At 32.9% G+C, this 14,311-nt stretch carries 11 protein-coding genes; 8 read left to right on the plus strand and 3 right to left on the minus strand.

What is annotated here, in order from left to right; genetic code table 11:
• Positions 1–60 precede the first annotated feature (60 nt).
• Entirely contained in the window at positions 61–1,614 is a 1,554-nt protein-coding gene (gene amaB, locus ABXT06_RS01270; RefSeq protein ID WP_354589118.1) for an L-piperidine-6-carboxylate dehydrogenase, read from the minus strand.
• A 180-nt stretch (positions 1,615–1,794) separates the two neighbouring features.
• Here amaB and ABXT06_RS01275 point away from each other — a divergent pair, with 180 nt between their 5' ends.
• The gene (locus tag ABXT06_RS01275) at positions 1,795–2,751 is read left to right on the plus strand and encodes an MBL fold metallo-hydrolase (RefSeq protein ID WP_354589119.1); all 957 of its coding nucleotides are present in this window, start codon (positions 1,795–1,797) and stop codon (positions 2,749–2,751) included.
• Positions 2,752–2,882: 131 nt separating this feature from the next.
• Here the strand turns inward: ABXT06_RS01275 and ABXT06_RS01280 are convergent, their stop codons facing one another.
• Together ABXT06_RS01280 and ABXT06_RS01285 are read right to left on the minus strand one after the other, a co-directional pair.
• Entirely contained in the window at positions 2,883–3,422 is a 540-nt protein-coding gene (locus ABXT06_RS01280; protein ID WP_354589120.1) for a 3-hydroxyanthranilate 3,4-dioxygenase, read from the minus strand.
• A 115-nt stretch (positions 3,423–3,537) separates the two neighbouring features.
• Positions 3,538–4,638, minus strand: coding sequence for an endonuclease/exonuclease/phosphatase family protein (locus tag ABXT06_RS01285; protein WP_354589121.1), 1,101 nt, complete (start codon positions 4,636–4,638; stop codon positions 3,538–3,540).
• 136 nt (positions 4,639–4,774) lie between these two features.
• Between ABXT06_RS01285 and ABXT06_RS01290 the strand changes: the two genes are divergently transcribed.
• The 7 genes from ABXT06_RS01290 to ABXT06_RS01320 all read left to right on the plus strand — a co-directional run bounded on the left by ABXT06_RS01290 (position 4,775) and on the right by ABXT06_RS01320 (position 14,309).
• Positions 4,775–5,866 carry a serine hydrolase domain-containing protein gene (locus tag ABXT06_RS01290; protein WP_354589122.1) on the plus strand — a complete coding sequence of 364 codons (1,092 nt, stop codon included), beginning with the start codon at positions 4,775–4,777 and terminating at the stop codon, positions 5,864–5,866.
• Between the two features lie 147 nt (positions 5,867–6,013).
• On the plus strand, positions 6,014–6,913 hold the full coding sequence (locus ABXT06_RS01295) for a S66 peptidase family protein (protein ID WP_354589123.1): 900 nt from the start codon (positions 6,014–6,016) through the stop codon (positions 6,911–6,913).
• Positions 6,914–7,066: 153 nt separating this feature from the next.
• Entirely contained in the window at positions 7,067–7,438 is a 372-nt protein-coding gene (locus tag ABXT06_RS01300; RefSeq protein WP_354589124.1) for a YraN family protein, read from the plus strand.
• A 122-nt stretch (positions 7,439–7,560) separates the two neighbouring features.
• On the plus strand, positions 7,561–8,217 hold the full coding sequence (locus ABXT06_RS01305; RefSeq protein WP_008466087.1) for a hypothetical protein: 657 nt from the start codon (positions 7,561–7,563) through the stop codon (positions 8,215–8,217).
• 384 nt (positions 8,218–8,601) lie between these two features.
• A complete protein-coding gene (locus ABXT06_RS01310; RefSeq protein ID WP_354589125.1) occupies positions 8,602–9,165 on the plus strand; it encodes an RNA polymerase sigma factor in 564 nt (187 codons plus the stop codon).
• 559 nt (positions 9,166–9,724) lie between these two features.
• A complete protein-coding gene (locus ABXT06_RS01315) occupies positions 9,725–10,903 on the plus strand; it encodes a FecR family protein (RefSeq protein WP_354589126.1) in 1,179 nt (392 codons plus the stop codon).
• Positions 10,904–11,093: 190 nt separating this feature from the next.
• Positions 11,094–14,309 carry a TonB-dependent receptor gene (locus ABXT06_RS01320; RefSeq protein ID WP_354589127.1) on the plus strand — a complete coding sequence of 1,072 codons (3,216 nt, stop codon included), beginning with the start codon at positions 11,094–11,096 and terminating at the stop codon, positions 14,307–14,309.
• The last annotated feature ends 2 nt before the right edge of the window (positions 14,310–14,311 follow it).

Raw genomic sequence — 14,311 nt, forward strand, 5'->3', positions numbered from 1 at the left:
AATTTAACGTAAAAAGGCTTCCAAATTTGGAAGCCTTTTTTTTATATCAAATAGTATCAATTACAAATCAAATTTAATTCCTTGTGCTAGCGGAAGATTTGTGGTATAATTAATTGTATTGGTCTGACGTCTCATGTAAATTTTCCAAGCATCAGAACCAGACTCTCGCCCTCCTCCAGTTTCTTTTTCACCACCAAAAGCACCTCCGATTTCTGCTCCTGAAGTTCCGATATTTACGTTTGCAATTCCGCAATCAGAACCTGTTGCAGATAAAAATCTTTCGGCTTCACGCAGATTATTGGTCATAATTGCAGAAGACAATCCTTGAGCAACACCATTTTGAATTTCGATTGCATTCTCTACTTCTCCAGAATATTTAATTAAATATAAAACCGGTGCAAATGTTTCATGCTGTACAATTTCAAAAGAATTTTCAGCTTCTGCAATCGCAGGTTTTACATAACATCCGCTTTCGTAGCCTTGACCAGATAACACTCCTCCTTCAACCAAAATTTTTCCGCCTTCAGCTACAACTTTGTTTAATGCCGCAGCATACATTTCAACAGCGTGAGTGTCAATTAGTGGTCCAACATGATTGTTTTCGTCAAGCGGATTTCCAATTCTTAACTGTTTGTAAGCCGCTACTAAAGCATCTTTTACTTTATCATAAATACTCTCGTGAATAATTAATCTTCGAGTTGAAGTACAACGTTGTCCAGCTGTTCCAACAGCTCCGAAAACAGCACCGATAACGGTCATTTTAATATCGGCATCTGGAGTCACAATAATAGCATTGTTCCCTCCTAGTTCTAATAATGATTTACCTAATCTTCCTGCCACAGTCTGCGCAACAATTTTACCCATTCTTGTAGAACCTGTCGCAGAAATAAGCGGAATACGAGTGTCTGCCGTCAACAATTCTCCTATTTTATAATCTCCGTTAATTAAACACGAAATTCCCTCTGGAAGATTGTTTTCTTTAATAACCTGAGCTATAATGTTTTGGCAAGCAATACCGCAAAGAGGAGTTTTTTCAGAAGGTTTCCAAACGCAAACATCTCCAGAAATCCATGCTAAAGCAGTATTCCAAGACCAAACGGCAACTGGGAAATTAAATGCAGAAATAATCCCAACAATTCCCAACGGATGATATTGCTCATACATACGATGTCCCGGCCTTTCAGAATGCATTGTTAATCCGTGAAGCTGACGAGATAAACCAACTGCAAAGTCACAGATATCAATCATTTCCTGTACTTCTCCAAGACCTTCTTGAAATGATTTTCCCATTTCATAAGAAACTAGTTTTCCTAGAGCTTCTTTATTTTGTCTCAATTTTTCTCCAAACTGACGTACAATTTCACCTCGCTGTGGCGCTGGAATCAATCTAAAAGTTTTAAATGCTTCTGCCGCTGTCTGAATTGCTTTTTCATAATCTTCTGCAGTTGACATTTTTACCGAAGCAATTAATTTTCCGTCAACAGGCGAATAACTCTCTAGAATTTCTCCAGAAGAAAAATTATTAATTCCAGTTGATGTTCCTTCATTTATGGTCTTGATGCCCAATTTTTCAAGAGCTTCCTTCATTCCAAATTGCGATGCTATTGTTGTCATTGTAACTTTTTTGGTTAAAATTGTTATATTTTTAGGTAAAGATATTGTTTTAGAATTAATTTCCTATTGAAGTTAATTCATAAAGCAACGTAAATTTAAGCTTATTTTATAGTATTAACAGAAACGAAACGTCATTATTGAATTTATTTAATGAAATTTGCAGTACTTAAAATTAAAATTATGACCCATTGCGTTAGGCTTCTGCTTTGTTTTCTTTTAATTTCAACCCATATATTTTCTCAAAAAGAAAAACCCTCATTTCAAGTAGTTCCTTTAGGAGTAAAAGGCGGTATTGACGAAAAAAATCTATCAGCTTATTTAATAGCTCCATCAAACACAACCAATTATATCTGTCTTGACGCTGGAACTGTAAATGCCGGAATAGAAAAAGCGATAGAAAAGAAAACGTTTAAAGTTTCTACAAGTGAAGTTCTAAGAAAATATATCAAAGGATATTTGATTTCTCATGCCCATTTAGATCATGTTTCTGGTTTAATCATTAACTCTCCAGCCGATTCTTCTAAAACTGTTTATGCTACAACTAAGTGCATGGAAATGATGGAAAATCATTATTTCAATGATCAGACTTGGGCAAATTTTGGAGATGCAGGCCCTGGCTTTCCTTTAAAAAAATATCATTTTCAAACCTTGAATCTGGGAGAAGAAACTTCTTTAACTAATACAAAAATGACGGTTAAAGCATTTTCTTTAAGTCATGTAAATCCTTTTGAAAGTACTGCTTTTTTAATTAAAAACGAAAATGATTACGCACTATATTTAGGCGATACTGGTCCTGACGAAGTAGAAAAAAGCAATAATCTTCGCGAGTTATGGACAGCCGTTGCCTCATTGGTAAAAGCCAAACAATTAAAGGGAATTTTTATTGAAGTTTCGTTTCCAAATGAACAGCCAGATAAATTTCTATTCGGTCATTTGACACCAAATTATCTGATGAAAGAGCTTCATGTTCTGGAAGATTTAGCAGGAAAAGGTTCTCTTGAAAACTTTAAAATTATTATCGCTCATTTGAAACCGCCTGCTAAAAATATTACCAAAATTAAAGAACAGCTAAAAGCTCAAAACGATTTAGGATTGAAGATTATCTATCCTGTACAAGGGAAGAAATTTGAGTTGTAATCTTTTTTTTGCCACAGATTATACAGATTAAAAGGATTCCTTCATAAATCCTCAACCAAAACATAATAGAAACCCGTCAGGTTTTAAAAAACTGACGGGTTTTTATTTTTAATCAAATAAAATTTATTTCTTCATTTCTTCGCTACAAACCTAGGATCACTTTCCATAACAGTTCCGCAGTTATCACAAGTTCTTAGTTCTTCTGAATTGTAGAAATGTTCAAAATGAGGAAGAAAATCCTTCTCTATGTTATGAAGTTCAAAATACACTTCATACAATTTATGGTTACAGTTATCACAATGCCAAAGCAAACCATCTGTAAAACCTTGTCCTGCACGTTTTCTTTCTATAACAAGACCTATCGAACCCTCTGAACGAACAGGAGAATGAGGCACTTTTGCAGGATGCAGATACATATCTCCAGCATTTAATTCCATTTCTTTACGCTGTCCATCTTCCTGAATTACAACTTTTATACTTCCTTCTAACTGATAAAAAAGTTCTTCTGTTTCGTTATAATGATAATCTTTTCTCGCATTTGGTCCCGCCACAACCATTACAATATAATCACCAGAATCTATGTAAAGATTTTTATTTCCAACAGGCGGTTTAAGTAAATGACGATTTTCGTCAATCCATCTAGTTAAGTTGAAAGGTTTTGCTATAGCCATTTTTTTAATTCTAAATTATGAAAAGCTAAGGTAATGAAATTGTAGAGACGCACCGCAGTGCGTCTATGGTTTGTAATTTAATTTCTGAAAATGTTAGACGCACTACAGTGCGTCTCTACCTTAAAACCTCTTTTATCAAATAAACATAAACAGGAAGATGATCACTAAAACCAGCCTGAGTCAATGTATTGCGCAACGGATAACCTTTATACTGCCCAGAATTTTGAATAAGATAAGGTTTATTGAAAATGCCTGCTTTCCAAAAACTAAACGTTGAAAAGTCCAATTTAATTAAAGACTCCGTCATGATAATCTGGTCAAAAACATTCCACGAATCGCGATACGCAATGGTTCCTAAACCTTTATTAGCAAGTTCTTCAAACGGATTAAAAACACCAAATTCAGCAACTTCAACTTTTGTTCCTTTTGCTCCTAATCCACTTTTAATACTTTTATTGAATGGTCCATCATTAAAATCTCCCATTGTTAATACTTTTGCTTGAGGATTAATCTGCTGTAACGAATCAATAATTCTTCTATTTAATTTTCCTGCGGCTTCGCGAAACAAACTCGTCGCTTTTTCTCCTCCAGATCTAGATGGCCAGTGATTTATAATAATATGTATTTCTTCATTTTCTAAAAATCCAGAAACCAAAAGCTGATCTCTTGTAAAAACACGATTTTTGTTTTCTTTTTTAACCTCAATTTCATCGTCTAAGACTTCTGCTTCTTCTTCTCTTTTGGAAATTTCTTTTTTATAAATGATTAATGGAATATTGGAATAAGAAGTTGGTCTGAAATATTTTTTCTGATAAAGCAGCGCCACATCAATACCGCGTTTGTCTGGCGAATCAAAATGTATAATTCCTAAATCTAAAGACTGTAGTTTTGGTTCTTTGATTAAATCTTCCAAAACTTCTCGATTTTCAATTTCTGCTCCTCCGATCAAAGTTGGCGCATTAGAATTTTCGGGAGTTCCAATTTCAGATAGTACCCTTGCAAGATTTTTTAACTTCTGCTGATATTTCTCGATTGTCCAATGTTGAGCTCCGTTTGGAGTCCATTCGTCATCATTTGTAAATTCATCATCTACAGTGTCATAAAGATTTTCAAAATTGTAAAAAGCAACTGTATGTATTTTATATTTTTTGGATTGAGCATTTGAAAAGTTAATAAAAAAGAAAAGAATCCAAAAGGTTAAAGCTATATGGCGCATAATTGTAATTAAAATAAAAATCCAATTTATGAAAAACTAATTAAATTGTAAGAATTTTCTAAATAATTATTCTAGCTTTTCTTTCATATAATCAAATTCTCATGTAACTTGCTGACTTAAATTCACTATTCAAAAAATGAAAAAAATCCTTTTGGTTTTTATACTGTTTTTAATGCACAACAATCTTTGTTATTGCCAAAAAAATAGCCAATCTATAGACAGCATAAGAATAAAATATAATATTCCAGAAATTGCTTATGCAGTTGTTTCTTCTGATTCTGTCTTAGAAATAAGTTCTTTAGGATATAAAAAAATCAATAGTAACTTGAAAGCTGAATTATCAGATCGATTTAGATTAGGTTCTATCTCCAAAACAATTACAGCTTATTTAGCAGCGGTTTTGGTTAAAGAAGAAAAAATAAAATGGGAAACTAAATTTTTTGATTTATATCCAGAATTAAAAACCAAAAGCAATCCTAATTACTACAATTTTACATTACGAGATTTTATAACCTTTAGAGCACATATTCCAACTTGGTCTTATGGAAACGAAACCCCAACCCAAAAAGAAATAAAAGGAACTGATTCCGAACAACGTTATGAGTTTATAAAATGGTTTTTTAAGCAAAATTCTACTATTTCAGAGAAGCAAGATCTTTATTTGTCTAATCCTAGTTACGTTGCTGCTGGACTAATGCTTGAAAAAGCAACTGGAAAAACATATGAAACTTTAGTGCACGAATTAGGAAAAAAACTAGATGTTGATTTTGATTTTGGACAGCCGAATTTAAAAAATGAAAAACAAACTTGGGGACATGACGAAAATCTGTTTCCTGAAAAACCTTCTTTAAATTACAAATTAAACTGGCTTTCATCAGCAGGAAACATAAATGTAAGTTTACCAGACTTTTGCAAATTTATTCAAATGCAACTTCAGGGTTTGCAAGGAAAATCTAAATTGTTTACAGAAGAAGAATTTAATTATATGCATTTTGGCCTGCCAGAATTTTCGTTTGGCTGGTATTCAGAACTGAACAAAAAGAATGAACCGCAATATTCATTTCACAATGGAAATCCTGGAACATTTTTAACCAAAGTGTATATTTGTAAAGCCGTCAATAAAGCATTTATTCTTTTTGCCAACGTACAATCTGAAAAAGCCGATGAAGGATTAATACTGATTTTAAAAGAATTAGAAACTAAATATGGATGTGATCCGTTTTATTAAAACTAGAGTTAAAATAATTTATAATTTTAAGTAAAAAGAAAAATGAAAATAAAAAGCCTTCAACACTTCAAAAAACACTTTACACTTTATAGAGTTGCATTTCTTATTTTTGCTTTTCAATCTTTCACTTGTCAATCTCAACAAAACATGATAACACCACCTTATTTACAAAAAGGAGATACTGTCGCTCTTTTAGCTACAGCTAGAAAAAATATAGATGACAATCTAAAACCAACCATCGATTTATTGCACAGCTGGGGTTTGGAAGCCGTTATTGGAAGTACAATCGGATTAGACTACCACCAATTGGCAGGGACAGATGAACAAAGAGCTGCCGATTTCCAAAAGCAAATGGATAACCCAAATATTAAAGCAATCTGGTGTGTTCGCGGCGGATATGGTACTGTTAGAATGTTAGATTTATTGGATTTTACAAAATTCAAACAGCACCCAAAATGGGTAATTGGTTTTAGTGATGTAACAGTTCTCCATAATCATTTGAATACAATGGGTTACAAATCTATTCACGGAATAATGCCTGTCACAGTTCCTAGGGCAACTCCAGATGCTGTAAGTTCATTAAAAGCGGCTTTGTTTAACGAGCCTATTTCCTATACTATCAGCCCAACTCCAATGAACCGTTTGGGAAGTGCTACTGGCGAATTAGTTGGAGGTAATTTGTCTATTTTATACAGTTTATTAGGATCACCATCTGCAATTGACTGCAAGGATAAAATTTTATTTATCGAAGATTTAGATGAATATCTTTATCATATTGACCGTATGATGATGAATCTAAGACGTAACGGATGTATAGAAAATCTAAAAGGAATTATCATTGGCGGAATGACAAGCATGAAAGACAATGAAGTGCCTTGGGGAAAAAATGCTTTAGAAATTATAGATGACGTAACCAAAAAATACAATATTCCAGTAATTTTTAATTTCCCTGCAGGGCATATTAGAGACAATAGAGCTCTAGTTATGGGAAATATAGTTACAATGGAAGTTACAGCTTCTGGAAGCACAGTAACGTTTAAAAAATAGCTTAATTCTTTAAACCTTTCTTTTTTAAAGGCTTAAATACCACATAAAATCTCACAGAGACGCAAAGCCGCAAAGTTTATTAACACTTTGCGGCTTTGCTTTTTTACACACAAGAAACCTCAAACGTGAAACATTAAACTTGAAACAAAAAACATGGCAAAACATAACGAACTCGGAAAATTAGGTGAGGACCTCGCAGCAGCACATCTTGAAGAAAACGGATATTCTATTATAGAACGAAACTTTGTTATACAGAAAGCAGAAATAGATATTATTGCTCAAAAAGATTCCATTTTAGCCATTATTGAAGTAAAGACCCGTTCGAATTTAGATTTTGGTTCTCCGCAAGATTTTGTCAAGCAAAAAAAGATACAATTACTCATTAAAGCAGTAAATGCCTACATAAACGATAGGGAAAAGGATTTTGAAGAAGATTTAGAAATCCGTTTTGACATCATTGCGATCCATAAAAATGAGGAATCATTTGCAATTGAACATCTTACTGATGCTTTTTATCACTTTTAACATAATTTTTCATTGTTATAATTGTAACAATTTGTTTTTTTATTTATATTTGCAAAGAATTATAACATCGCAATGTTAAATTAACAAACCAACTCAACTGTTACCAAAAAAAAAAAAGAATTATGAAAACTGTTTCTTCTATTGTAGAAAACTACATTAAAACAAAACCATTTTTATTAAATGCTCTATCGCTTGGAATTATTAACCTAACATCACTTTCGCGAAATATTATGACCGAATTAGAAAGTGAATTTGGGAAAGAAGTAAAACAAGGCGCTGTTGTAATGTCTTTAAAACGACTGACGGAAGAATTAGATTTTAAATTGAACCACAAAATCAATAAAGTAATTAAAAATATAGGTGAAATTACAGTTCGTTCTGAACTTACAGATTACACTTTCGCAGCATCTGAAACTGTCTTAAACAAACAGGCAGATTTAATTTCTGATATTAATGCTTTATCTGATATTTTTTATACCTCATCTCGTGGAGTTAACGAAACCAATATCGTAGTGAGCAGCAGTGTAAATCACTTAGTTGAAAAACACTTTATGAGAGAAAAATTGATCCAGAAATTAGATAATTTAGCTTCTATTACCGTAAAATTACCAAAAGAAAACATTGTTGTTCCTGGTATTTACTACTTCATTTTCCAACGTTTGGCTTGGGAAGGAATCATCATCAATGAAGTAATTTCGACTTCAAATGAATTTACTATTTTAGTTGGAGAAGATCAAGTTGATGTTGCTTTTAAAGTAATTAAAGACTTAAAAAACTAATCAAAATAAGATTAAAAAATCGTTTTGATTCTTCATTTATAACACAAAATCCTTTTGTCTTTTAATAAAAGATGAAAGGATTTTTGTTTGAATAAAAGTCGAATAAGAGTAATTGCTTTTTTTAGCAAATAAGAATATTCTCAAAAGACAAATTGTGAAATAAATATTATTTCAGAAAAGCGTCAATATGACACTTACTTATAAAAAGCGACTTTGCACTATGTTTTATGTGTTTTATATAAAAAACTAACAAAAAATCCGAATTAAGTTTTTTTATATATAATTTGTTGCGAATAATATTTTTATATATTTGCGAAGAAGTCAGACATCAGACCTCGCATTTGATAGTTTAATACCATTGGAATTAAATAAACGCAAATTAAATTGTTAGAAGCGGCCAACCATAGTGAAAGATTATTGGTGAGTGAACTCAAAAAAGGAAACGAAAAGGCCTTTCGCCAACTTTTTGATTTGTACCGCCAAGACATTTACGGGTACAGCATTAGTCTTCTAAAATCAAAAGAAGCAGCGGAGGAAAATGTACAGGATGTTTTTTTGAAAGTTTGGCTCAATCGCGAAAGTTTAGATGTAGAACAGTCTTTTAAAGCCTACATTTTTACAATTGCAAGAAATCAGGCTTTTAATGTTTTGAATAAAGCCGCCAATGAAATTGTATTGAAAGAAGCTGTTTTCTACGAAAGTCAGAAATCACATGAATACGGAGATTATGCGGTTCGGGAAGCCGATTGTAAAAAACTCCAAAAGCAAGCTATAAAACAGCTCCCGCCCAAACGACGGCAAATTTTTAAAATGTCGCGGAAAAAAGGAATGAGCTACGAAGAAATAAGCGAGGAACTAGGAATCTCGATAAATACAGTCCGGAACCAAATGAGTAAAGCGCTCGAATCGATGCGCGGTTTTTTTCAACTTCACGATGAAATTATCTAACCAAAACCACAATAATGCCCTTAAAATCACTCTTCGGAGTGATTTTTTTTGTATGCTTTAAAACTTCACTCAATCTTGTCATCCTGAGGAACGAAGGATCACAAAAGAAATTCCACAATCAAAATCGATAACTTTTGTTTGCTTCTATTGATTTTCTCTAGCAAAAATTAAAAGATAGAATCGCTAATAAACCTGTTTGCCCGCGAGAGGGATGGGAGCAAGCTACCGAAGTAGCGCGGACAGCCCGACAGCATTAGGAAAAGGGGCGCATAAAGACAACGATTGTTGGCCCCTTTTTCTAATGCTGGCTCGCCCAAAAAATCAATTTTATATTCATATTGAGTTTTTTTTTGTCGCTTTCTTTTGTGATCCTTCGTTTCTCAGGATAACAAAATGCATTTAATCATTATTTCTTCAAAAAAATAATTTTCATCATTTCGTTAAAAATCAACATATTAAACAACTCAAAATGTTAAAATTTAAAAATTTATAACGTTTGAGTAGTACTCAATTGCATCTCAGCTGTATTATAGAAACACAGAACCTAAAAACATTCTTAATGAATTCAAATTCTGAAATAAAAACGCTTTTAGAAAAGTTTATTTTAAATCAATGTACTGCCGAAGAAACAGAGCAAGTAGTTGCCTATTGTCGAAATAATAATCTTACTGAAGAATTTCCGACTGTTGAAGAAGTAAAAAATCTATTGGGCGAAATGCCAAAAATGGATGAACAAAAAGCTGATTCGATTTTCGACAGTATTTTAACTGCTGCAAAAGAACAAGAAATAGTAATAGAATTACAGCCAAGAAAATCAAATTATAGAAAATATATTGCTATTGCAGCTTCTGTCTTGGTTCTTTTGGGAGTTGGTTTTACTTACAAACAAGGTTTCTTTAATAAAAATACAGAAGTTCCATTCAGTTTTAAAAGTTCAGACATTGTCTTGCAAATGGAAGACGGAAGTGTTCAGATTATTTCTGAAAATGGCAAAGTTCAAGTTCATGATAAAAATGGAAATATTGTCGGAAATCAAAGCGGCGATAAATTAGTTTACGAAAACCAAACCGATTCTGATAAATTGGTTTATAACACCCTTAAAATTCCATTTGGCAAAAAATTCCGACTTCAATTATCTGACGGAACTATGGTTCATTTAAACTCTGGAACTACTTTAAAATATCCTGTAAAATTTATCGCTGAAGAAAATCGTCAGGTTTATCTAGACGGAGAAGCTTTTTTTGACGTCGCAAAAGATAAAAAACATCCTTTTGTTGTAAATGCTGATGCACTAAATGTACGCGTTTTAGGAACACATTTTAATGTTTCTAATTATCCTGAAGATGCTGTTACAGATGTTGTTTTGGTTGAGGGTTCTGTCGGAATGTACCATTCAAACGAAGAATTTGACGCTTCTAAAAACACAATCTTAAAACCTGGTTATAAAGGAAGCTTCAACAAAGAAAATGCTTCCATTTTGACAAAACCGGTTATTACAGAAATCTATACTTCTTGGATAGACGGCGGTCTGACTTTTAGAAACATGACTTTCAAAAACATCATTACCAAACTGGAAAGACGCTACAACGTAACGATCATTAATAAAAATGAAAAATTGGCGAATGAAAAATTCAATGCCAGCTTTAAAGAAGAATCAATTGAGAATGTGATGAGCTATTTTAATGATGTTCATGGCATTAATTACACTATAAAAAACAATCAAATACTAATTAAATAACCACTAAAACCAATACAATATATGATGAGATAACTTTACGGGAATAAAAAAATCGGAAAGAGCTGCGAACAATTTCCGATTAACTAAGTGATTGAATATAACGAATTAACTACAATCAATTAACAAAATTATGAAAAAAAAATCTAAGAATAATGGGTTTCTATACTCATTGTTCCAAAATGACCTAAAATTGAAATTAACTACACTACTTATTTTGGTCGCCATGTTTAATATCAAAGCAAGTACTTATGCCCAAAAAACAAAAGTTACCCTTGAATTGAACAATTCAACAATCGAAAAGGTTATTGAGACCATTGAACAAAAAACAGATTTCAGATTTATTTACAAAATGAATGATGTCGACTTAGATCGAACAGTTTCCATTTCTGTAAAGGAACAATCGATATATGTAGTTTTAGACAGAATTTTTAAAGGAACTCCGACCGAATTTAAAATTCGCGACACGCAGATTATCCTTAAAAAACCAGAACTAAAAACACAAAATATCGAGTCCGAAAAAGAAACTATTTCTGGAATTATTACTGACGAAAATGGCGCTCCTCTTCCTGGAGCTTCTATTATCGAAGAAGGCACAAAAAATAGTGTTATAACCGATTTTGATGGCAAATTTAAACTCACTGTCGAAAGCAGTTCTTCTATAATCGTAGTAAGTTTTGTGGGTTATAAAACAAAAAAAGTTCCAGCTGGAAATGGCATTTTAAATATTCAATTGGAACCAGATGCTACCAACTTACAAGAAGTTGTGTTGGTAGGTTACGGTTCTGTTTCTAAAAAGGATGTAACGGGTGCAGTTTCTTCTATTACTGCAAAAGATATGAATCAAGGTCCAATAGTAAATCCGTTGCAATTAATTTCTGGAAAAGCGGCAGGTGTAAATATTAACCAGATTGGAAGTGAACCAGGTTCTGGACCAAGTGTACGTATTCGTGGAGTAAGTTCTTTAATTGGCGGGAGCGACCCTTTGGTTGTAGTAGATGGAATTCAGGGAAATTTAGATTTATTAAATTCTATTCCTCCAACAGAAATTGCGTCTATAGATATTCTAAAAGATGCTTCGGCTACGGCCATTTATGGATCTAGAGGAGCGCCAGGTGTTATCATTGTAACTACCAAAACTAACAAATCAGGAAAAACGACTTTTGAATATGTAGGTTCTTCTGCTATCGATTTCATTCCAAAAAAATTGGATTTTCTAAATGCCGATGAATGGTGGGCTGCCGCACAAAGCGTTGGTGTTCCAGCTTCTGCAAACCATGGAGCCAACACTGATTGGTACGGAATTTTAACACAAACAGGATTTACACAAACACACACACTTTCGTTTGGTGGAGGCAGTGATAAATTCAGTTACCACGGGTCTTTGAGTGCTATTTTACAAGATGGTGTTGTAATTAACTCTAGCAATAAAAAATATATTGCAAGATTACAAGCCACACAAAAAGCATTGGATGATAAATTGACTTTGAATTATACTTTAACTAACGGAATTAGTAATACTCAAAGTAGCGTACAAAGTATTGGTAGAGTAAATCAGGTTTCAAACTTAATTTCTCAGGCTTATCAAATGCGTCCTACTGATCCTGTGTTTCAAGCAGACGGAACTACCTATTATACAGATCCAAACCTGTTTCAGTATTTGAATCCTTATGCGGCTCAACAAGAAATTACTAACGAAGGAAAATATGATAATTTATTTGGAAGCCTTAAAGCAGATTTAGATATAGTTGATGGTTTACAGGCTGGTTGGTTTGGAAGCTGGAGAAAAGCTAATAATTCAATTGGTTTTTATAATCCTGCAAAATCTACAGATGCAAACGCAATTAACCAAAAAGGTTTTGGAAACATTGATAATATTCGTCAAGAAGAGAAATTAATGGATATTAGTTTGAATTACAAAAAAACATTTGGAGTTCACTCAATAAATGCCTTGGGTCTTTACGAATGGCAATACCAAAGCGAGCAGAAAAATTATTCTCAAGTAAGAGGTTTTGTTAATGATTTAGCAACTTATAATAACCTTCAATTAGGTGATATTAGTAAAGCTTTACCTGGCGATATTAAATCTTCCAAAAATGATAGAACTCTCGTTTCTTTTTTAGGAAGAGTAAATTACTCTTTATTTGATCGTTATTTGGTTACAGCAAGTATAAGACGCGATGGCTCTTCTGTGTTTGGAGAAAATAACAAATGGGGTAATTTCCCATCTGCTTCGGTGGCTTGGCAAATTGCAAAAGAATCGTTTATGGCCAATCAATCTGTAGTTAATGATTTGAAATTACGTTTAGGTTATGGTGTTACTGGTAATCAGCAAGGTTTACTGCCTCAAGGATCAATTTCTTTAGTGGGGCCTGCAGGAACTACTTATTTTGGAGGTTCTCAAATTTCAAATTACAAAATTACTCAAAATGCTAATCCTGATTTGAAATGGGAAACTAAAAAACAAACCAATATTGGTCTAGATTTTGGCTTAATCAATAACAGATTAAGAGGTACAGTTGACTTATACACTTCAACGACTGACAATTTATTATTCAATTATACCGTTTCTCTACCTCCTTACCAATACGAGAAAATTCAAGCCAATATTGGTAGCCTGAGAAATGAAGGTATCGAGTTTGCTTTAGCATATGACGTAATTAGCAACGAAAACACAACCTTAACTTTGGCTGGAAATGTATCTTTTATGCGTAATGAGGTTCTTAAATTAAATGGAGAAATTAATGGTGTACCATTGAAAACAAACTATATAGATTGGGGTGCTCCAAATTCTTACTTAATAGAAGGACAACCAATTGGTACATTTAACATTTTGCAACACGACGGAAAAAACGCAGCCAACTCTGAAACAGTGGTAGATCAAAATGGTGACGGAAATTTTGATCAAAGTAATACGAGTGCAGATCGTGTAATGCAAGGTTCTGCTCTGCCAACTTATACTTTTGCTTTCAATCCAACTTTGAGGTATAAAAAGTTTGACGCTTCTTTCCTATTAAGAGGATCTGGAGGAAATAAAATCTATAACACCGTAAATCAACGTTCAAGCTATATGGAAAACATTGGAAAAAGCAATGTTTTAGAAAGTGCTGTTGGCTTAGGTATTTTCACCTCTCAATATTCTTCAAATTTGTGGCTAGAAGACGGTTCTTTTGTTCGTTTAGAAAACGTTACTGCAGGATACAATTTTAGTTTTAAAGATCGATTTATAGAGTCAATTAGACTTTCTCTTACTGGAAATAACCTATTCCTTATCACTAACTATTCAGGTATCGACCCTGAAATTAACTTAAGTGGTAGTGGTGCTGAAGATGCTTATTTTGGAGGAGATAAAGGAATTTATCCTCGTACAAGAAGCATTTCGTTTGGTGTAAATGTTAAATTTAAATAGTA

This window comes from Flavobacterium sp. UW10123, from assembly GCF_040538975.1.
Taxonomy (GTDB): domain Bacteria; phylum Bacteroidota; class Bacteroidia; order Flavobacteriales; family Flavobacteriaceae; genus Flavobacterium.